This window comes from Pseudomonas sp. WS 5027 (assembly GCF_012985695.1).
In the GTDB taxonomy this organism is placed as follows: Bacteria; Pseudomonadota; Gammaproteobacteria; order Pseudomonadales; family Pseudomonadaceae; genus Aquipseudomonas; species Aquipseudomonas hygromyciniae.
In genome coordinates this window covers 26,114-46,819 of the sequence record NZ_JAAQWU010000018.1, presented here as the reverse complement: position 1 = coordinate 46,819, position 20,706 = coordinate 26,114, and the positions used below count along the sequence as shown (strand labels likewise).

Annotated in this window: 18 protein-coding genes and 1 pseudogene; 7 read left to right on the top strand and 12 right to left on the bottom strand. The window is 60.4% G+C overall.

All coding sequences use genetic code 11. The features are described 5' to 3' along the window. Positions 1-15: 15 nt before the first annotated feature. Both pgl and zwf read right to left on the bottom strand, forming a co-directional pair. Positions 16-729, bottom strand: coding sequence for a 6-phosphogluconolactonase (pgl, locus tag HBO09_RS20840; protein WP_169998967.1), 714 nt, complete (start codon positions 727-729; stop codon positions 16-18). Continuing rightward, positions 716-2,182, bottom strand: coding sequence for a glucose-6-phosphate dehydrogenase (gene zwf, locus HBO09_RS20835; RefSeq protein WP_169998964.1), 1,467 nt, complete (start codon positions 2,180-2,182; stop codon positions 716-718). Before zwf ends, pgl begins: the two co-directional genes overlap by 14 nt. A gap of 219 nt (positions 2,183-2,401) precedes the next feature. Here zwf and HBO09_RS20830 point away from each other — a divergent pair, with 219 nt between their 5' ends. Beyond that, positions 2,402-3,262: a MurR/RpiR family transcriptional regulator gene (locus HBO09_RS20830; RefSeq protein WP_169851198.1), complete on the top strand. Its 861-nt coding sequence runs from the start codon at positions 2,402-2,404 to the stop codon at positions 3,260-3,262. A gap of 123 nt (positions 3,263-3,385) precedes the next feature. Here the strand turns inward: HBO09_RS20830 and HBO09_RS20825 are convergent, their stop codons facing one another. Continuing rightward, the gene (locus HBO09_RS20825) at positions 3,386-4,231 is read right to left on the bottom strand and encodes a D-hexose-6-phosphate mutarotase (RefSeq protein ID WP_169998961.1); all 846 of its coding nucleotides are present in this window, start codon (positions 4,229-4,231) and stop codon (positions 3,386-3,388) included. 33 nt (positions 4,232-4,264) lie between these two features. On the opposite strand from HBO09_RS20825, the pseudogene HBO09_RS29025 reads away from it, so the two are divergent. Continuing rightward, positions 4,265-4,375: pseudogene (locus tag HBO09_RS29025) on the top strand (outer membrane lipoprotein carrier protein LolA); the annotation flags it as partial. A gap of 85 nt (positions 4,376-4,460) precedes the next feature. Here the strand turns inward: HBO09_RS29025 and HBO09_RS20820 are convergent. The 9 genes from HBO09_RS20820 to HBO09_RS20780 form a co-directional block, all read right to left on the bottom strand. Next, positions 4,461-5,807, bottom strand: coding sequence for a carbohydrate porin (locus HBO09_RS20820; RefSeq protein ID WP_169998958.1), 1,347 nt, complete (start codon positions 5,805-5,807; stop codon positions 4,461-4,463). A gap of 180 nt (positions 5,808-5,987) precedes the next feature. Beyond that, positions 5,988-7,145 carry a sn-glycerol-3-phosphate ABC transporter ATP-binding protein UgpC gene (gene ugpC, locus HBO09_RS20815; RefSeq protein ID WP_169998956.1) on the bottom strand — a complete coding sequence of 386 codons (1,158 nt, stop codon included), beginning with the start codon at positions 7,143-7,145 and terminating at the stop codon, positions 5,988-5,990. A 2-nt stretch (positions 7,146-7,147) separates the two neighbouring features. Further along, entirely contained in the window at positions 7,148-7,990 is an 843-nt protein-coding gene (locus HBO09_RS20810) for a carbohydrate ABC transporter permease (protein ID WP_169998954.1), read from the bottom strand. After that, complete coding sequence (locus HBO09_RS20805) at positions 7,983-8,891, bottom strand: sugar ABC transporter permease (RefSeq protein WP_029296391.1); 909 nt, start codon at positions 8,889-8,891, stop codon at positions 7,983-7,985. The genes HBO09_RS20810 and HBO09_RS20805 overlap by 8 nt, the downstream gene beginning before the upstream one ends. Positions 8,892-9,060: 169 nt before the next feature. Further along, positions 9,061-10,347, bottom strand: coding sequence for an ABC transporter substrate-binding protein (locus tag HBO09_RS20800; RefSeq protein WP_169998951.1), 1,287 nt, complete (start codon positions 10,345-10,347; stop codon positions 9,061-9,063). A 106-nt stretch (positions 10,348-10,453) separates the two neighbouring features. Further along, positions 10,454-11,713 carry an AGE family epimerase/isomerase gene (locus HBO09_RS20795; RefSeq protein WP_169998947.1) on the bottom strand — a complete coding sequence of 420 codons (1,260 nt, stop codon included), beginning with the start codon at positions 11,711-11,713 and terminating at the stop codon, positions 10,454-10,456. 289 nt (positions 11,714-12,002) lie between these two features. Then, positions 12,003-12,845, bottom strand: coding sequence for an ATPase (locus HBO09_RS20790; protein WP_169998944.1), 843 nt, complete (start codon positions 12,843-12,845; stop codon positions 12,003-12,005). Positions 12,846-12,957: 112 nt separating this feature from the next. Further along, on the bottom strand, positions 12,958-13,956 hold the full coding sequence (locus HBO09_RS20785) for an NAD(P)-dependent oxidoreductase (RefSeq protein WP_169998941.1): 999 nt from the start codon (positions 13,954-13,956) through the stop codon (positions 12,958-12,960). 52 nt (positions 13,957-14,008) lie between these two features. Continuing rightward, the gene (locus HBO09_RS20780) at positions 14,009-14,902 is read right to left on the bottom strand and encodes a LysR family transcriptional regulator ArgP (RefSeq protein WP_169998939.1); all 894 of its coding nucleotides are present in this window, start codon (positions 14,900-14,902) and stop codon (positions 14,009-14,011) included. A gap of 95 nt (positions 14,903-14,997) precedes the next feature. Here HBO09_RS20780 and HBO09_RS20775 point away from each other — a divergent pair, with 95 nt between their 5' ends. From HBO09_RS20775 to HBO09_RS20755, 5 genes are all read left to right on the top strand, one after another. Then, on the top strand, positions 14,998-15,597 hold the full coding sequence (locus HBO09_RS20775; protein ID WP_169998936.1) for a LysE/ArgO family amino acid transporter: 600 nt from the start codon (positions 14,998-15,000) through the stop codon (positions 15,595-15,597). A gap of 178 nt (positions 15,598-15,775) precedes the next feature. Further along, a complete protein-coding gene (locus HBO09_RS20770) occupies positions 15,776-16,372 on the top strand; it encodes a Fe-Mn family superoxide dismutase (protein ID WP_003212997.1) in 597 nt (198 codons plus the stop codon). A 136-nt stretch (positions 16,373-16,508) separates the two neighbouring features. Beyond that, a complete protein-coding gene (locus tag HBO09_RS20765; RefSeq protein ID WP_262381293.1) occupies positions 16,509-16,721 on the top strand; it encodes a hypothetical protein in 213 nt (70 codons plus the stop codon). Between the two features lie 235 nt (positions 16,722-16,956). Beyond that, positions 16,957-19,008, top strand: a complete 2,052-nt coding sequence (locus HBO09_RS20760) for a GGDEF domain-containing phosphodiesterase (protein WP_169998932.1) — start codon at positions 16,957-16,959, stop codon at positions 19,006-19,008. Between the two features lie 270 nt (positions 19,009-19,278). Further along, entirely contained in the window at positions 19,279-20,613 is a 1,335-nt protein-coding gene (locus HBO09_RS20755; RefSeq protein ID WP_169998930.1) for an imelysin family protein, read from the top strand. Positions 20,614-20,706 lie beyond the last annotated feature (93 nt).

The window sequence follows — 20,706 nt, the reverse complement described above, 5'->3', positions numbered from 1 at the left end:
CGGCTGATCCTTGGCTCATGGGCACCAGTAAATCTCTAGAGTAGGTTGCAAAAACGCGCGAATCGGCATGCTGGCAACATCATCGCCAGCCAGCGCTACGCTCAGGGTTTCGAGTTTCGAATCGCCGGCAATCGACAACACGGTGTAACTGGCGGTGGCCAGCAGGGCACGACTCATGGTCAGGCGCTGATGGGGCACGCTCGGCGCCAGCATCGGCCAGCAACGGCGAGTGCCATCCGCTTTCAGGGCTTCGGCCAGATTCGGGCTGTTGGGAAACAGCGAGGCGGTATGCCCGTCATCGCCCATGCCCAGCACCAGCACATCTATTGCCGGCAATTCGGCCAGCAGGCGATCGGCCTGTTCGGCAGCGCCGTCCAGGTTCGCCGCGGCACTGTAGAGGCTCAAGAATCTGGCCTTGGCCGCCGGGCCTTGCAGCAGGTATTTTTTCAGCAGGCCGGCGTTGCTGTCGGCATGTTCCACCGGTACCCAGCGCTCGTCAGCCAGGGTGATCGTCACCTTGGACCAGTCCAGGCCCTGCTTGGCCAGGTTCTGGAAAAACGCCACCGGGCTGCGGCCACCGGACACCACCAAGGTCGCTGCGCCACGGGCACTGATGGCCGCGCGCAGCTGTTCAGCCACGTCATTGGCCAAGCCTTCGGCCAGCAGCACCGGCGTGCGGTACTCGTGGGGTGTTACGCCCTGGGGCAGTTTCAAATCAGATATCGCCATACCACGACCTCCCATCCCGCGTGATCAGTGCAATGGAGCTCATCGGCCCCCAGGAACCCGCCGCGTACGGCTTGGGCGCATCACCGGACTTTTTCCACCCGGCGATCAACTGGTCACACCACTTCCACGCGGCTTCGATTTCATCTTTACGGACAAACAGGTTCTGATTGCCGCGCATCACTTCCAATAGCAACCGCTCGTAGGCATCGGGAATCCGCGCGCTACGGTAGGTGTCGGAAAAGTTCAGTTGCAGTGGCCCGCTGCGCAGTTGCATGCCCTTGTCCAGGCCCTGCTCCTTGGTCATCACGCGCAAGGAAATACCTTCATCCGGTTGCAGGCGGATGATCAGCTTGTTGCTGATCTGCAGGCGCTGCTCGGGGGCGAAGATATAGTGGGACGGTTCCTTGAAGTGGATGACGATCTGCGACAGCTTTTGCGGCATGCGCTTGCCGGTGCGCAGGTAGAACGGCACCCCGGCCCAACGCCAGTTGCGGATATCGGCACGCAGGGCGACGAAGGTTTCGGTGTCGCTCTGGGTATTGGAATTCTCTTCTTCGAGGTAACCCGGCACCGGTTTGCCAGCGCTGTAGCCCGCAATGTACTGACCGCGCACGACCTGGGTGGTCAGGCCTTCCGGGCTGATCGGCGCCAGGGCCCTGAGCACCTTGACCTTCTCATCGCGGATGCTGTCGGCAGACAGGTCGGCCGGCGGGTCCATGGCGATCAGGCAGAGCAATTGCAGCAGGTGGTTCTGGATCATGTCCCGCAGTTGCCCGGCCTTGTCGAAGTAACCCCAGCGGCCTTCGATACCCACCTGCTCGGCCACGGTGATTTCCACGTGGGAGATGTAGTGCTGGTTCCACTGGGTTTCAAACAGGCTATTGGCAAAACGCAGGGCGATCAGGTTCTGGACCGTCTCTTTGCCCAGGTAATGGTCGATGCGGTAGGTACGGTTTTCCGGGAAAAACTGCGCCACGGCGTCGTTGACCTTGCGTGAGGATTCCAGGTCCGAGCCGATGGGTTTTTCCAGGACGACACGGGTATTTTCCGCCAGGCCGACCTTGGACAGGTTCTCGCATATCGCGCCATACACCGCCGCCGGAGTGGCGAAGTAGGCGATCAGGCGTTGTTCGGTGCCGGCCTTGGCAGCCAGGGCCACGTAGTCATCGGCGTTCATGAAGTCGACGTGCACGTAGGCCAAACGTGCGAGGAAGCGCGCGGCCACAGCTTCATCCAGCTCTTGGCCGACGTATTTGCGCAGTTCGTGCTCGATGTGGTCCAGGTGCTGCTGCTCGGAACCGGCTTCGCGGGCCAGGGCCAGGATGCGGGTGTCGGCGTGCAAGAGCCCGGCGCCATCGAGTTGATAGAGGGCAGGAAATAACTTGCGCAGCGCCAGATCACCCAAGGCGCCAAACAGGGCAAAGGTGCAGGGTTCCACGGTTATCGAAGGCATGATGTTTGTTCTTTTATCAAGTTAAGCTACAAATACCTTTTTTCAAGGCATCACTCAAGGAAAAATGTAGTAATAACCACAACATTTTCCCAAAATACGCATTGCGAGTGGTGGTGTTCAACTACCCTCAGTAGGATAGGCCACCGCCAAGGGCCGCTCGTCGACCTATTACTGGCCCTTACTTGCATCGTCGCCCGAAGGAAAGACTGAATGGACCGCGTGCGAAATCTTCTGGAACAGATCCGGAACCGCCTCGAAGAATTGAACAAGGCCGAGAAAAAAGTCGCCGAGGTCATCCTGCTCAACCCACAGCAGGCGACCCGCTTCTCTATCGCTGCCCTCGCCCAAGCCGCCTCGGTCAGTGAACCGACGGTCAACCGTTTCTGCCGTTCGTTCGGCGTCAGCGGTTACCCTGAACTGAAATTGCAACTGGCGCAAAGCCTGGCCAGTGGCGCCGCCTATGTCAGCCGCGCCGTGGAGGCCGATGATAACCCCGAGGCCTACACACAGAAGATTTTTGGCAGCGCCATTGCCTCGCTGGACAGCGCCTGCCAGGCCCTGGACCCCAACCTGATCAGCAAGGCCGTGGACCTGCTGATCCAGGCGCGGCAGATCCACTTCTTTGGCCTGGGGGCTTCGGCGCCGGTGGCCATGGATGCCCTGCACAAGTTCTTCCGTTTCAACCTGTCGGTGACGGCCCATGCGGACGTGCTGATGCAACGGATGATTGCCTCGGTGGCGCATACCGGCGAGCTGTTTGTGATCATTTCCTACACCGGCCGTACCCGCGAGCTGGTGGAAGTGGCGCGCATTGCCCGGGAGAACGGCGCCTCGGTACTGGGCGTGACGGCCGAGAATTCACCGCTGGCCAAGGCCAGTACGGTCAGCCTGAATATTCCGCTGCCGGAAGACACCGACATCTATATGCCAATGACCTCGCGGATCATTCAGTTGACGGTGTTGGATGTACTGGCTACGGGCATGACCTTGCGTCGCGGGGTGGATTTCCAGCCCCATCTGCGCAAGATCAAGGAAAGCTTGAATGACAGCCGGTATCCGGTGGGGGATGAGTTCAACTGAAGCTGGAATCTCCGCCAGCAGGGCCGGCCCTATCGCGGGCAAGCCCGCTCCCACATTTTTGATTGGTGAACACATTCGAATGTAGGAGCGGGCTTGCCCGCGAAGACGCCATAAGCAACACCGCTAAACCCCAGCCCGGGCCTGCAAACTCAAATGCGCCCGTTCCCCCGGCGCCAGGCTTGCCCCGGCCATGGCCGACTCGACACACACAAAGCCCGACGCCTCATTAAAGCTCACCCCCAGCAACGGCCGGCTACCCGGATGCCAGACCACCGTGTCTGCACTGTCACCCGTATCAATGCACAACTCGCGGTGCCAAGCGTGGTCCTTGAGCTGCAATTCGCCTTCATGCTGGAACACTCGCTGGCAGCCGCCATCGACCCGCAACTCACCTTCCTGCTGGCAAACCTGGCGGCTCAACTGGTCATAACCCTGCGCGCCGTCGAGCCCAGACAGCGCTACCTCACCAACGTCGCCGATCCGCCAATAAGCGTGCAAAGCGTGGCTCAATTGGCACGGCAGTTCGTCCTGATGTTCGGTGCTCAGGCGCAGATCCAGGCTTTCCCCCAGGTGCGCATGCAAGTCCACCTGCCAATCGCACAGCTGCAATTGCCAGTGCAAGCGCACGCCGTCGTCGCCGGTGCTGCTGTCCAGCAGTTTCCAGTCGATCAAGCGCGCCCAGCCATGGGATGGCCAGGCGTTTTCGCTAGGATGTCGGCCATACCACGGCCAGCACACCGGCACGCCGCCACGAATCGCCCCGACTTGCGGCCACTTTGCCGCGCACCATAGCCATGGCTTCTGGCCCGTAGGCTGGAAGTGCAGCAACTGCGCGCCCTGGCGGCTGAACACCGCCTGGCAGAGCGGGTGATTGATCACCAGCACGTCGCGCATCTGGAAGCGCTCCCAGGCAAACACCGGTTGCTCGCGCAGGGATTTGAAAAAGCGTTGCAGCGGTTGCTCATGCATGTGCCACGGTCCTGATAATCATGTCGCGCAAATGTGTACATACCTGTAGGAGCGAGCTTGCTCGCAAAGATCGTTAACGCTGACGCGGGCATCTTGGATGGACGCGGCGCTCTCAAGTTTTTCGCGAGCAAGCTCGCTCCTACAGGGCTGTTCGCCCTTCGCAAAAAAAAGCGGATAGCCATGGCTACCCGCAAATGCGCACAGAGAGAAGGAGCTTATCGCAAGCGCGTTAGAACACCGACTGAATTTTCAGACCGGCCACCAGCGCGTTGTCGACTTTATCCACGCCACCTGGGTGGGTGACGTATTGCAGGTTGGGACGTACGGTCAGCCAGTTGGTGACGTGGAAGCCGTAGTTGATTTCGTAGTTGTACTCGGTGCTGCGCAGTGGCGCATAACCTACCTGGCTGTAATCAGTGAACCCGCCAGCTTCGTTCAGCAACTGGGCGTTCTTGCGCACGTCATCGTTGACGTGCAGACGAGCGGCGCCAATGCCGACGTCATCTTTTGGACGGGCGTCGAAAGGTCCCTTGTACACCAGCATGATCGACTGATAGTTGTCGACCGTGTTGGTTTCCTTGTCGTGGAACGTAGCGTTGGCCGCGATGTTCAGACCACGGGAAGCGTCGCCGTTATGAGTGGTGAGTTGCTGCTGGGCAACGAACCAGTAGCCCTTTTTGCTGCTGCGGGTACGGTAGTCCTCGCCAGTGGAAGCCGCGTTGTTGCCGTTGACGTCTTCACGTACATCGGGAGCATCGGCAGCGCTTTTGTAGTAACCCACGCGGTATTCGCCCGGCAGGTTATTAACCTTCGGCGACCAGACCAACTCCACCGGAATCACAGTGCCCTTGGTGCCACTGCCGCTGAGTTTGAAGCCGTTGCCGTGCTCCAACTGCGATGGGTTCTGGTTGTACGCACCGATCTGCGCATACAACTCAGGCGTGATGTGGTACTTCACGCGGATCGCGGCCTGGCTGACCGGCCAGTTGTACCAGGTGTTGACGTAGTTACCCACTTGGGAACCACAGAACGACAGGTTCTGGAAGTCGCACGGGAAGGTGTTGAAGTCTTCGCCTTCACCGAAGTAACCGAGTTTCACGTCCAGCTTGTTGTCGAACATCTGGTGCTGAATCCAGAACTGGGTCAGGCGCACCATATGGCCACGGCCGTACACTTCTTGAGATGAACTCAAGGTGCCTGCACGCGGGTCGCCAATGCGGTCATTGGAGATGTTGCGACCATTACGGCTGGTCATCTGGATCTTGGCCTGGGTGTTGTCCCAGCCCCAAAGCTTTTGCAGGTCCAGCGCGACGCCGAGGCCGAACTGGTCAGCGTAACGACCAGTCTTGTCATTGTTGTAGCCGCCGTGAGCGTTGTAGCCGGCCTCACCAACGTAGTCAGCCTTGATATCGATACCCTGCTCGATCAGCTTGGTCCGCTCGCCGCCCCAATCCCCGGTCATCCACTTGGAGTCTGCACTGAACGCTTCGTCTGCCATCGCATTGGCGGACAAAACCAGCGCTGCCACGGCTGACAGCTGGCAGATCAAGCGCGTGTTGTTGTGTTGCTTTTTCATCCCTACATCCTCGTCTTTATTGTTATTAACTGTTTTTATCTAACGCGGTTTACATCTATTTTTATCTGAAGTAGGAGCGAGCTTGCTCGCGAAGATCGTTAACGCTGACGCGGGTATCTTGGATAAACGCGGCGCTCTTGAGTTTTTCGCGAGCTAGCTCGCTCCTACAGTTATTGATCTTTAGCGGCCCTTGAATTGGGTGACGTTATCAGCGTGTTGCACCGGCACTGACGCGGCGGTGCCCAGGCGTTCACCGGTCTTGGCGTCGAACAACAGCACCTTGGCCGGATCGAACTGCAAGGTCAGGCTCTCGCCCACTTGCGGTGCCACGTCCGGCGCCAGGCGGCAGCAGACCTTGGTTTCATTGAGCTGGACAAACACCAGGGTGTCCGGGCCGGTGGGTTCGGTCACCTGGACTTCAGCGCGAATGCTCGGCAAACCATTGCCCTCGCCGCTGGCCAGCACAATTTGCTCCGGGCGCAGACCGAGGATCACGTCGCGGTCTTCAAGACCCGCGTCATTCATGCCCAATGGCAATTCGCAACGTGCCTGGCCGCTGTCGAGCAGGGCCTGCAGGCGGCCCTCCTTGCGTTGCAGGCGCAGGGGGATGAAGTTCATCGGCGGCGAACCGATAAAGCTCGCCACGAACAGGTTGGCCGGATCGTTGTAGATCTCTTTGGGCGTGCCGAACTGCTGGATGATGCCGTCCTTCATCACCGCCACTTTGTCGCCCAGGGTCATGGCTTCGATCTGGTCGTGGGTCACATAGACCGTGGTGGTTTTCAAGCGCTGGTGCATCAGTTTCATTTCGGTGCGCATCTCGACCCGCAGCTTGGCGTCGAGGTTGGACAGCGGTTCGTCGAACAGGTAGATCTTCGGCCGCCGCGCCAGCGCCCGGCCCATGGCCACGCGCTGTTGCTGACCACCGGAGAGCTGGCCCGGCTTGCGATTGAGCAAGTGTTCGATCTGCAGCAACTTGGCGACCCGCGCCACTTCCTCATCGATGGCCGCCTGGCTCATCTTGCGGATTTTCAGGCCGAACTCGATGTTCTCGCGCACGCTCATGGTCGGGTACAGCGCGTAGGACTGGAACACCATGGCGATATCCCGGTCCTTGGGGCTCATGCCGCTGACGTCCTGGTCACCGATCATGATCGCGCCGCCGCTGATGTTTTCCAGGCCGGCGATGCAGTTCATCAAGGTGGACTTGCCGCAACCCGAAGGCCCGACGAGGATCAGGAACTCACCGTCCTTGATCGACAGCTCGATGTTTTTCAGGGTGTCCGGCAGGCCAGCACCATAGGTCTTGTTTACATTGCGAAGTTCGAGCGTAGCCATGATTACCCCTTGACCGCGCCGGCCGTGAGGCCGCGCACGAAATACTTGCCTGCGACCACATAGACCAGCAGGGTCGGCAACCCGGCGATCATCGCCGCCGCCATATCAACGTTATATTCCTTGGCCCCGGTGCTGGTGTTGACCAGGTTGTTCAGCGCCACTGTGATGGGCTGCGAATCACCGCTGGAGAACACCACGCCAAACAGGAAGTCGTTCCAGATCTGGGTGAACTGCCAGATCAGGCAGACCATGATGATGGGTGTGGACATCGGCAGAATGATCCGACGGAAGATGGTGAAGAATCCCGCGCCATCCAAGCGTGCGGCCTTGACCAACGCATCCGGAATGCTCACGTAGTAGTTACGGAAGAACAACGTGGTGAACGCCAGGCCATAAACCACATGCACAAACACCAGGCCGGTGGTGGTGCTGGCCAGGCCCATTTTTCCGAGGGTGAACGAGGCCGGCAGCAAGACGGTCTGGAACGGCAGGAAGCAGCCGAACAGCAACAGGCCGAAGAACAACTGCGAACCGCGAAAACGCCACATCGACAGCACGTAGCCGTTCAACGCGCCAATGGTGGTGGAGATCAGCACCGCCGGGATGGTGATCATGAACGAGTTCCAGAAGTACCCGTTTACCGTGGCCCAGGCCTTGACCCAGCCGATCCCGGTGATCACCGTCGGCCAGCTCAGCAGGTTGCCGGTGCTGATATCTTCCGGAGTCTTGAAGCTGGTCAGCAGCATGACCACCAGCGGCACCAGGTACAGCACCACGGCCAGGATCAGCACCCCATGGATCGCGATACGACTGAAGCTGATGGAAGGTTTGGCGAGACTAGTCATGGCGCTTGGTCCTCAGCTCGGAGTACAGGTAAGGCACGATGATCGCGAGAATCGCACCGAGCATCAGGATCGCACTGGCCGAGCCCATGCCCATCTGGCCGCGGCTGAAGGTGAAGGAGTACATGAACATCGCCGGCAGGTCGGATGAATAGCCAGGGCCACCGGCGGTCATCGCGGCCACCAGGTCGAAGCTCTTGATCGCGATGTGCGCCAGGATCATCACCGCACTGAAGAACACTGGGCGCAGGCTTGGCAGCACCACGCTCCAGTAGATGCGCGGCAGGCTCGCACCGTCGATCTGTGCGGCACGGATGATCGATTGGTCAACGCCACGCAGGCCGGCGAGGAACATCGCCATGATAAAGCCCGAGGCTTGCCATACCGCCGCGATCACCAGGCAATACACCACGCGATCCGGATCGATCAGCCAGTCCAGGCGAAAGCCTTCCCAGCCCCAGTCACGCAGCAGTTTGTCCAGGCCCATGCCGGGGTTGAGCAGCCATTTCCAGGCCGTACCGGTGACGATCATCGAGAGCGCCATCGGGTACAGGTAAATAGTGCGAATGAAGCCTTCGCGACGGATGCGCTGGTCGAGGAATACCGCCAGCAGCACGCCGATCACCAGGGTGATGCCGATAAACATGCCGCCAAACAGCGCCAGGTTTTTGCTCGCCACCCACCAGCGGTCGTTGTCGAACAACCGCGCATATTGCGCCAGGCCTACCCACTTGTAGGTCGGCAGGAACGTCGAGTTGGTGAACGACAGCACGAACGTCCACAGGATGTAGCCATAGAAGCCCACCAGAACGATGAACATGCTTGGGGCCAGCACCAGCTTGGGGAGCCAGCGCTGCAATGCATCGAACGGCGAGGCCTTGCTGAACACAGCAACAGAACTCATGGGGAAATCCAGGGCAAGGAGTAAGGGACTAACGGACAACCTTGTGGGGGCCGGCTTTAGGTGGAAGCTGGCTTGCCTGCGATGAGATCACCTGGGTGTCACTGATACACCGAGGCGCCTGCATCGCGGGCAAGCCTGCTCCCACACTAAAGCCCATTCCCCCTATGGGTTACTTGGCAGACTTGATCGCCGCACCCAGCTTCTTGGCGGTGTCGGCCGGGTCGGCTTTCGGGTCGTTGATGAAGTTGGTCACCACATCAAAGAACGCACCCTGCACCGCCAGCGTGGTCGCCATGTTGTGCGCCATGCTTGGCTGCAGGCCGCCGGACTTGGCATCCACCAGGAAGTCCTTGGCCGCAGTCTGGGCGCAGCTGTCGAAGCCGTACTTGGCCATATCGCCGAGCATGTCGTTACGCACCGGGATCGAGCCCTTGTTGATGCTGAAGACCTTCTGGAAGTTCTCGCCCAGCACTACTTTGGCGATGTCTTGCTGCCCGGCCGAGGTGCCGGCATTTTTCTGCTTGAACACTGCCAGGGAGTCGATGTTGTAGGTGAAGGCCTTGTCAGTGCCCGGGAAGGCTACGCACTCGTAGTCCTTGCCGGCGACTTTGTTGGCGGCCGTCCACTCGCTCTTGGCCCAGTCACCCATGATCTGCATGCCGGCCTTGCCATTGATGACCTTGGCAGCTTCCAGGTTCCAGTCCTGGCCCTTGCCGTCGGCGTCCATATAGGTCGCGACTTTCTTCAGTTCAGTCAGCGCCTTGACCATGTCCGGGCCGGTCAGGGCTGCGTTGTCGAGATCGACCAGGGCTTTCTTGTAGCCATCCACGCCCATGACCGAGAGCACTACGGCTTCAAATACTGTGCTGTCCTGCCAAGGCTGGCCACCGTGGGCGAGCGGGATGAAGCCTGCGGCCTTGAGCTTGTCGGCGGCGGCGTAGAATTCTTCGAGAGTCGTAGGGTTTTTGGTAATGCCGGCTTTCTTGAAGACTTCCGGGTTGATCCACAGCCAGTTGACGCGGTGGATGTTCACCGGTACGGCCACGTAATCGCCTTCGTACTTCACTGTGTCGGAGACTTTCTTGTCGAGCAGTTCGTCCCACTTCTCAGCCTTGGCCACGTCTTTCAGGGCGTCGGTGTCGAGCAGCCCGGTGGACGCCCACTCCTGGATGTCAGGGCCCTTGATCTGGGCAACGCCTGGCGGGTTGCCGGCGACCGCGCGGCTTTTCAGCACGGTCATGGCGGTGGCGCCACCGCCACCTGCGACGGCTCCGTCTTTCCAGGTGAAGCCGTCTTTCTCAACTTGGGCCTTCAGGACATCCACTGCCGCCTTTTCACCGCCCGAGGTCCACCAATGCACAACTTCAACCGTCCCTTTCGAGTCGGCGGCAAATGCACTGAGGGGAAACAACGAGGCAATGGAAACAGCAATGGCGAGGCGATTAATCGCGTTCATCTGACTACCTTTTTCTTGTTGTTATGCATGCAAGTCTGGAGCTTGCGCTGCATAGGATTCTAAACAGGGATTTTTCCCAGGCACGTAACAAAGGGACGGGCAAATGTCACCACTTGGTGACATAAGCGCCCGCCGCCAGCGCACTGGCCATGCTTGGGGATAAGGGCAGGCCCGGCAGCAATACCGCTTGCCAGGCATGGTACAGGTCCGGCTTGCCACCCCAGATCTTGCTGGCGGGCTGGTTTAGCGGGTCGAGTTCGTGATGCCAACTGCCCTGGATCCGGTCGATCAGGTGGGTTTCACAGAACTCCCAGAAACGCCGGTACCAGGTTTCGTAATGCCACTCCCCCGTGCGCTTGAGCAGGGCCTGGGCCGCCGCGCTGGCTTCGGCGTGGGTCCAATGCAGACGCTCGCGCACCACCGGACGAAAGTGCCAATCCAGGGTGTAAACCAGGCCCGGAGCACCGTCCGCCGACCAGCCATATTCGCAGGCACTGGCGAACAAGCCCTTGGCATCCTCCAGCAACCACTGCGGCGTGACGAGCCCTGCCTGCTGGCGTGCGGCTTCGAGGTGCAGGACCAGGCGCGCCCATTCGAACCCGTGACCGGGGGTGATGCCGTAGGGACGGAAGCCGTCGGCCGGGTTGTTTTCGTTGTAACGATGCATGGGTTGCCAATAGCGGTCGAAATGTTCGATCACCATAAATTCGTTGGCGCTGGCGTGCTGATGGATCACCCGCTCGACAATGCGCAACGCCCGCCCCAGCCATCGGCTGTCGCCGGTGACATCAGCCAGGGCAAGGAACGCTTCGGTGGCGTGCATATTACTGTTGGCACCGCGATAGGCTTCCACGCCGCTCCAGTCCTGGGCGAACGATTCGAGCATCGCGCCCTCCTCCTCGCACCAAAAATGCTGGTCGATGCTTTGGATGGCATCCGCCAGTAGGGCTTGTGCCCCAGGGGCGCCCGCCACTACCGCAGAACTGGCGGCCAGGGCGACAAAAGCGTGCAGGTAGGCGGCCTTGCCCGTATTGCCATCACGCGCGCCGGCGACGGCAAACCAGCCGCCATGTTCGGCATCGTGCAACGGGCCACTGAGACTGGCCACACCGTGTTCCACCAACTCCGCATACCCTGGCAGGCCCTGGGCGTGGGCCATGGCAAAGCTGTGGGTCATACGGGCGGTGTTCATGGTTTCGGCGCAGGCGTCGGCAGGCAGGCGGCCCTGGACGTCGAGGTTGCCGAAGCCTTCAGGCAGCCGGGAAGCCTTGGCAAACGCCAGCAGGCGCTGGCCCTCGGCGGCAAGCCAGGCGTGATGGGCAGGTGCGTTCAGCCAACTGCTGGCAGGCAGTGGTTGGATGGTCATGGGTGGCCCTTTTTGTTTTTGTGGGATGACCGCAGTCTAAACAAGGGCCAAGAAGGGACATGTAACGAAAGGGAATACAAATGTCACTGAACGGTGACACTTGCCGGGGATGGCGGCCCTGGAATCAGCGCAAGGCTACCGGCCCCATCGCCGCATAGGTATCTACACAACTTTGCCGCAACGCCTAAATCCAGGCAGATAGCGCCGTTGTGGCGAGCTCGTCAGTTTCTGAAAGTTGTGTAGATACCTATGCCCATCGCCGGCAAGCCGGCTCCTACAGGAATAGGGCTCATTGGCCCAGGGGCGTGAGCCTGGCCGGTGCGCTGACTTCCCGCTGCAGGTTTTGCATCTGGGTCTGCAAGGTCGTGATGTTGCGGGTAGTCTGGATGCGGAACACGTCGAACTCCTTATTCGACGGCCCTTCAGTAGCGGCACGGTTATCCAGTTCGCTCTTGATCACCAACAGGTCCTGTTCCAGGCGTGCAATGGCCGTGGCCGGATTGCCCTGCTTCTTCAAGGCTGCCACATCCGTGCTCAGCTCCTTGACGTCAGCATTCAACTTGACGGCTTCGGCCTGCGCAGCCTTGAGGGTCGTCAGTTCCGTTGCCAGGGTTTGCACCTGGGCCTGCAACTGGGTATTGGCGCTGGTCAGATCCGTGGTGCTGGCACTCATTTGCGCCAGGCGCTTGTCCAGGTCGGTGGCCTGGCCCGCCACACCCAACTGCTGCTTGCCCTGCTCCAGCAATTGGCTTTCCAACTGTTTGATCTGCAGCTTGAGCGCTTCACTGCCGGTATTGACGTTGGCCTCACTGGCCACCACCTTGCCGGAAATGTCCTGCAAGCGGCCGGCGGCCTCCTCGCTGATACGCGCAAAACTCTCCTGGGTCGCCACCAGTTGCTGCCCCATCAGGGAAATCTGCTGGAAACTCCACCACGCCAAGCCCACAAAGGCGAACAGCAGCGCGCCAACCAAGGCCCACAACGGCCCGGTGCTGGCGCTCTTGACCTTGACCACCGGCGCCGGGCGCGAGCGCATGGACGTGGCAGCGGTCGGCACAAAATCATCGTCGTCGCCAATGTCGGCGCGCAGGCTCGGCACATTGTCGAAGTCGTCTTTAGTATCGTTACGCATGAATCAACCTTGAAATAGCCACATAAAAAAACAGAGCGGCGGGAGTATAAACCCCTGGCCCGTCGCCTTGGTCGAGCGGCAACCGAAAAATCGCTTCCCGCTATTGCCGACCCTAGCTGGAGCCCGGCTCCTGGACTTTCCACCAATGGCAGAACTCATCGAGGGCCGTCCACAGGCTGACCTTGGGCTGGTAGTCGAGATAATGCTGCGCACGGCTGATATCGAGGCTGAAATCCTTGTTCATCACTTGCATCCCCAGGCGTGACAGGGAAGGTTCCGGACGCCCCGGCCACATCGCGCAAAAGGCCTCGTTGAGCGCCGCGATACTGTAGGACAAGCCGTAGGAGCGGTAACGGGTGACCTGGGGCATTTCCATCTGGCGCATCACATAGTTGACCACGTCCCATACCGGCACCGGCGCGCCATTACTGATGTTATAGGCCTTGCCCAGCGCCGAGCCGGTGGCCAGCAGGCTGCTGAGCAGGGCCTCGTTGAGGTTGTGCACGCTGGTGAAGTCGACCTTGTTCAGGCCATCGCCAACGATGGCGAGACGGTTCTTGCGCTGCATTTTCAACAGGCGCGGAAAAATGCTCATATCGCCGGCACCCGTGACAAAGCGCGGGCGCAGGGCCAGCACTTCGAGGCCGAATTCCTGGGCACCAAAGACTTTTTGCTCAGCCAGGTACTTGGTCGCCGCATAGGGATGCTTGAAGCGCTTGGGCACTTGCTCTTCGGTCAGCCCGAGGTGATCGCGGCCATCGAAATAGATCGAGGGCGACGACAGGTGCACCAGGCGCCCGACCCGTTGTTTCAGGCAGGCTTCGACCACGTTTTCGGTGACCTGCACATTGCCCTGATAGAAGTCCTGGTAACGCCCCCACAGCCCTACGGCGCCGGCGCAATGCACCACGGCTTCGACGTCGCGGCACAGGTCGCGCACCAGGTCCGGATCATTCAGATCACCCTGGATAAACTCGGCGCCGCGCCGTACCAGGTGCTCGACACCCTCGGCGCGCCGCCCGTTGACCCGCACGTCCAGGCCCTGCTCCAGGGCGAAACGCGCAAAGCGCCCGCCAATGAAGCCGCTTGCGCCGGTGACCAGAATTTTCATGTGTTACCCCGTGTTCTTTCATTTTTCATCGCAGTTGCGTTGACGCCGACGGTCACTCCAACGGCACCAGCAATTGGCCGGTAGCCCGTGCCAGATGCTCGGTCAACAGACCGAGCAATTGCCCACCACTGCGCCAATGATGCCAGTACAGCGGCACATCGATGGGTTTATCTGGCAATAACTCCACCAGCACGCCCTTTTGCAATTGATCACGCACCTGCAACTCCGGCACCAATCCCCAACCCAGGCCGGCCTCGGTCAGGCGGATGAAACCTTCGGAGGACGGGCATAAATGGTGTTCGAAACCGCCGTCCACGCCCAGCGACGCCAGGTAGCGATGTTGCAAAAAGTCATCCGGGCCAAATACCAGCGCCGGAGTACGCGCCAACTGATCGGCCCGTACCCCGCCGGGAAAGTGCCGGGCAATAAACGCCGGGCTCGCCAATGCCCGATAGCGCATAGCCCCCAGCAACAGGCTACGCGCACCGGCCACCGGGCGTTCGCTGGCGCAGACGCAGGCCGCCACCTCGCCGGCGCGCATGCGCTTGAGGCCGACGGTCTGGTCTTCCACCACCAGGTCGAGCAGCAAATGCTGCTCGGCGCAAAAATCCCCTACGGCCTGCGCCCACCATGTCGCCAGGCTGTCGGCGTTGATGGCGATGCGCAGCCGCTCGGGCATGCCCTCTTCATCCAACGCTGGCACCTGACTTTGCAGGTCGCGCTCCAGCAAGCGCACCTGCTGCACATGGTTGAGCAGGCGCCGGCCGATCTCCGTGGGGGTCGGCGGAGTCGCGCGTACCAGCACCGGCTGGCCGATGCGTGCTTCGAGCAATTTGATGCGCTGGGAAATGGCCGATTGCGACACACCTAGCACCTGGGCCCCGCGCTCGAAACCGGCCTGTTCCACCACTGCCGCCAGGGCCGATAGCAATTTATAGTCGAACATCAGTTTTCCTAATGAGCGATCAGCAATATTTGTTTTTCTTATACAGCCTCAACGCCGACAATCGCCAGCATTGATTAACAAGCAGAGTGAATCGTATGTGGCAGAGTTATGTGAACGGCCTGCTGGTCGCCTTGGGGCTGATCATGGCCATCGGCACGCAAAACGCGTTTGTCCTGGCCCAGAGCCTGCGTCGCGAACATCACTTGCCCGTGGCGGCCCTGTGCGTGGTGTGCGATGCATTGCTGGTGGCTGCCGGGGTGTTTGGCCTGGCGACAGTGCTGGCGCATAACCCGCTGTTGCTGGCGATTGCACGCTGGGGCGGCGCGGCATTCCTGTTGTGGTATGGCGCCCTGGCCTTGCGCCGCGCCTGTTCCCGTCAAAGCCTGGAGCAAGGTGAGGGACAAAAGGTGCGCTCGCTGCGTGCAGTGATGCTCAGTGCCTTGGCCGTGACCCTGCTCAACCCCCACGTCTATCTGGACACGGTTTTGCTGATCGGCTCCCTGGGCGCTCAGCAGACCGAGCCAGGCGCTTATGTCGCAGGTGCCGCCAGCGCCTCGTTCCTGTGGTTCACCGCCCTGGCCCTCGGCGCGGCATGGCTGGCCCCGTGGCTGGCGCGCCCGGCGACCTGGCGCCTACTGGACCTGCTGGTAGCGGTGATGATGTTCAGCGTGGCCTATCAACTGATCAGCAGCTGAGCAATATTCCAAAACGCTCTGGAACCTCTATCCCACACAGTTGTTGCGTGGTTTTGCCGCACCCCCGGTGCTATGATCCAGCCCCTGCGCCGCAAAGAGTACAAACTCCCCGGCGCTTGTTTGGCCGCCCGTGATCGGCCTTGCGCTCACCGCAACTGACCTGATTAGGAGAATTATCATGGCTTTCGAATTGCCGCCGCTGCCGTACGCACACGATGCCCTGCAGCCGCACATCTCCAAGGAAACCCTGGAGTATCACCACGACAAGCACCACAACACCTATGTCGTGAACCTGAACAACCTGGTGCCAGGCACCGAGTTCGAAGGCAAGACCCTGGAAGAGATCGTCAAGTCCTCTTCGGGTGGCATCTTCAACAACGCCGCCCAGGTCTGGAACCACACTTTCTACTGGAACTGCCTGGCGCCAAACGCTGGCGGTCAACCGACTGGCGCCCTGGCTGAAGCCATCAACGCGGCGTTCGGTTCGTTCGACAAGTTCAAGGAAGAGTTCACCAAGACTTCCGTCGGCACCTTCGGTTCCGGTTGGGGCTGGCTGGTGAAAAAGGCTGACGGTTCCCTGGCCCTGGCCAGCACCATCGGCGCCGGCAACCCGCTGACCAGCGGCGACACCCCGCTGCTGACCTGCGACGTCTGGGAACACGCCTACTACATCGACTACCGCAACGTGCGTCCAAAGTATGTGGAAGCGTTCTGGAACCTGGTCAACTGGAAGTTCGTTGCCGAGCAGTTCGAAGGCAAGACCTTCACTGCGTAAGTAACCCTTGCAGTACAAAGAGCCCGGCGATTGCCGGGCTTTTTCATGCGTTCGATCTGGAACCCGATGTGTCGCTTATGCCACGTAGTGGATGAGGAATATCCCTCTCATCCCTGTCGGAGATTTCACAATGTCTATGTCAGCACTCGCAGCACTTCCCGTGATTGGTGAACTGGCCAAAGCAGCTGCCGATATCACCAAGTCGATCGCACCCCTGATCCAGCCCTTCGCCGACGTTGCCGCAAAAACCCTGGGCGACACCCTGAAAAACACCAGCGATGAGCAAAGCAAGTCCATAGATTTCGACACTGCGAAAAAAGAACAGAGCGTAACAATCACGTTCAGTTAAGCCATGAACCTGCGCACCTGACCCTCCAAACCCGCCCCTTCGCTAAACATCGCCCTCCCCCCGCTGGCGCGAGGCGGATACAAATCCGCCTCGCGCCAGCGATGCTCGCCTCACCGGGAAACGCCCCGCGCGGCTTCAAAGCTGCAACTGCTTCAATGTCCCTTTGACTGCCACCACGGGATTGCCAATACTCATGGCATATTGAGGCTACCCGAATGGAACAAGGAATAACCCTTTGAAGCTGGAACTCAAAAACAGCTTGTCGGTGAAGTTGCTCCGGGTGGTGCTGTTATCGGCACTGATAGTGGGCGTTGCATTGAGCGTGGCGCAGATCGTCTTTGATGCCTACAAGACGCGCCAGGCCGTAGCAGGCGATGCCCAGCGCATCCTCGACATGTTTCGCGACCCTTCGACCCAGGCCGTCTACAGCCTGGACCGGGAGATGGGCATGCAGGTCATCGAGGGCCTGTTTCAGGATGATGCAGTGCGTATGGCCTCCATCGGCCATCCCAACGAACCGATGCTCGCCGAAAAGAGCCGGGAGCTGCAGCACTCCCCAAGCCGCTGGCTGACGGACGTGATTCTCGGCCAGGAACGCACCTTTACTACGCCATTGGTGGGGCGCGGGCCGTATAGCGAGTATTACGGCGACCTGAGCATCACCCTCGACACGGCCACTTATGGCCAGGGTTTTATCGTCAATTCGGTGATCATCTTTATCTCTGGGGTGCTGCGCGCCCTGGCCATGGGTCTGGTGTTGTACCTGGTCTATCACTGGCTGCTGACCAAGCCCCTGTCGCGAATCATCAGCCACCTCAGTTCGATCAACCCCGACCGGCCCAGCGAACACAAGATCCCCCAGCTCAAGGGCCACGAGAAAAATGAACTGGGGCTGTGGATCAACACCGCCAATCAGTTGCTGGCCTCTATCGAGCGCAACACTCACCTGCGTCATGAAGCAGAAAACAGCTTGCTGCGCATGGCCCAGTACGACTTCCTCACCGGCCTGCCCAACCGCCAGAAGCTGCAGGAGCAACTGGACAAGATCCTCATCGACGCCGGCCGCCGTCAACGCCGGGTCGCGGTGTTGTGCGTGGGGCTGGATGACTTCAAGAGCGTCAACGAGCAATACACCTACCAGGCCGGCGACCAATTGCTGCTGGCCCTGGCCGACCGCCTGCGCGCCCACAGTGGGCGCCTCGGCGCCCTCGCCCGCCTGGGTGGCGACCAGTTCGCCCTGGTCCAGGCCGATATCGAGCAACCCTACGAAGCCGCCGAGCTGGCACAAAGCATCCTCGATGACCTGGAAGCGGAGTTCGCCCTCGACCATGAGCAGATCCGCCTGCGCGCCACCATCGGTATCACCTTGTTTCCCGAAGACGGCGACAGCACCGAGAAGCTGCTGCAAAAGGCCGAGCAGACCATGACCCTGGCCAAGAGCCGCTCGCGCAATCGCTACCAGTTCTATATCGCCAGCGTCGACAGCGAGATGCGCCGGCGCCGCGAGCTGGAGAAAGACCTGCGCGAAGCCCTGGGCCGCGACCAGTTTCATTTGGTGTACCAACCGCAGATCAGCTATGTGGATCATCGCGTGGTCGGCGTCGAGGCGCTGATTCGCTGGCAACATCCGGAACACGGCCTGGTACCTCCCGACCTGTTTATCCCGTTGGCGGAACAGAACGGCACCATCATCCCCATTGGCGAGTGGGTACTGGACCAGGCCTGCCGGCAATTGCGCGAATGGCATGACCAGGGTTTTACCGAGCTGCGCATGGCGGTCAATCTGTCCACGGTGCAACTGCACCACGCCGAGCTGCCACGGGTGGTCAACAACCTGTTGCAGATCTATCGCCTGCCGCCGCGCAGCCTCGAGCTGGAAGTGACCGAGACCGGCCTGATGGAAGACATCAGCACCGCCGCCCAGCACTTGCTGAGCTTGCGCCGCTCCGGCGCGCTGATTGCCATTGACGACTTCGGTACCGGCTACTCGTCGCTGAGTTACCTGAAAAGCCTGCCCTTGGACAAAATCAAGATCGACAAGAGCTTTGTCCAGGATCTGCTGGACGACGATGACGATGCCACCATCGTGCGGGCGATCATCCAACTGGGCAAAAGCCTGGGCATGCAGGTTATCGCCGAAGGCGTGGAGACGCCCGAGCAAGAGGCCTACATCATCAGCGAAGGCTGCCACGAGGGTCAGGGCTATCACTACAGCAAACCCCTGCCGGCCCGTGAGCTGGCGGCCTATCTCAAACAGGCCGAGCGCAACAACGCGGCGATCTTATAGCGCCATGCTGGCCACCCCGGGCAGCCGTATCACACAATTTTGCCGCAACGCATAAATCCAAGTAGATAGCGCTCGCCACAGGGAAGTTGGTCAATTTCTGAAAGTTGTGTAGATACCTATGCATCGAGGGCAAAGCCTTGGGCGGCCGGGGCGCGAATGTTAATTTTTTACTGCGTTAACCCTTTACAGAAAATGCAAATCTTTCGCATTATGTCGCAGTTTTGCGCGCTGCATTGCGCCCCGATCAACTACCGAAGCAGGATGTTCGCCATGATTCGTATGCCCCTGGCCACCGCCAGTCTGCTGGCCATCGCTATTTCTCTCGCCGGCTGCGGCGAGGGCAAAGACAAGGCCGCCGCCCCCCAGGCGCCAACGCCAGCTGTCAGCACTACCGCTCCAGCGGCTGCCGGCCAGGTTGACGAGGCGGCCGCCAAGGCGGTCGTCGCGCACTACGCAGACATCGTGTATGCGGTGTACAGCGACGCCGAGTCCACTGCAAAAACCCTGCAGACCGCCATCGATACCTTCCTTGCCAACCCCAACGACGAAACCCTGAAGGCTGCACGTACCGCCTGGATCGCCGCACGCGTACCGTACCTGCAGAGTGAAGTGTTCCGTTTTGGCAACACCATCATTGATGACTGGGAAGGTCAGGTGAACGCCTGGCCGCTGGACGAAGGCCTGATCGACTATGTCGACAAATCCTACGAACACGCCCTCGGTAACCCGGGCGCCACCGCCAATATCATCGCCAACACCCAGATCCAGGTCGGCGAAGACAAGATCGACGTCAAGGAAATCACCCCGGAGAAACTCGCCAGCCTCAATGAGCTGGGCGGCTCCGAAGCCAACGTCGCCACCGGCTACCACGCCATCGAATTCCTGCTGTGGGGCCAGGACTTGAACGGCACCGGCCCTGGCGCCGGCAACCGTCCAGCGTCGGACTACCTGCAAGGCGAAGGCGCCACCGGCGGCCATAACGAGCGTCGCCGCACTTACCTGCGTGCCGTGACCCAACTGCTGGTCAGCGACCTCGAAGAAATGGTCGGCAACTGGAAACCCAACGTCGAAGACAACTACCGCGCCACCCTGCAAGCGGAACCTGGCACCGACGGCCTGCGCAAGATGCTGTTCGGCATGGGCAGCCTGTCCCTGGGTGAGCTGGCGGGCGAGCGGATGAAAGTGTCCCTGGAAGCCAACTCGCCGGAAGACGAGCACGACTGCTTCAGCGACAACACACACTACTCGCACTTCTACGACGCCAAGGGCATCCGCAACGTCTACCTGGGCGAGTACACCCGCACCGATGGCACCAAGCTGACCGGCGCCAGCCTGTCGTCCCTGGTGGCCAAGGTTGATCCGGCTGCCGATGAAGCCCTCAAGGCCGACCTGGCTGCTACCGAAGCGAAGATCCAGGTCATTGTCGACCACGCCAACAAGGGTGAGCACTACGACCAACTGATCGCCGCCGGCAACACCGCGGGCAACCAGATCGTGCGCGACGCCATCGCCGCCCTGGTCAAGCAGACTGGTTCGATCGAGCAAGCAGCTGGCAAGCTGGGCATCGGTGACCTGAACCCGGATACCGCTGATCACGAGTTCTGATCCGCGCGGTTTGAATGAGGCGGCCTTCGGGTCGCCTTTTTTGTATTAACCCCAACAAAACCCATGTGGGAGCTGGCTTGCCAGCTCCCACAC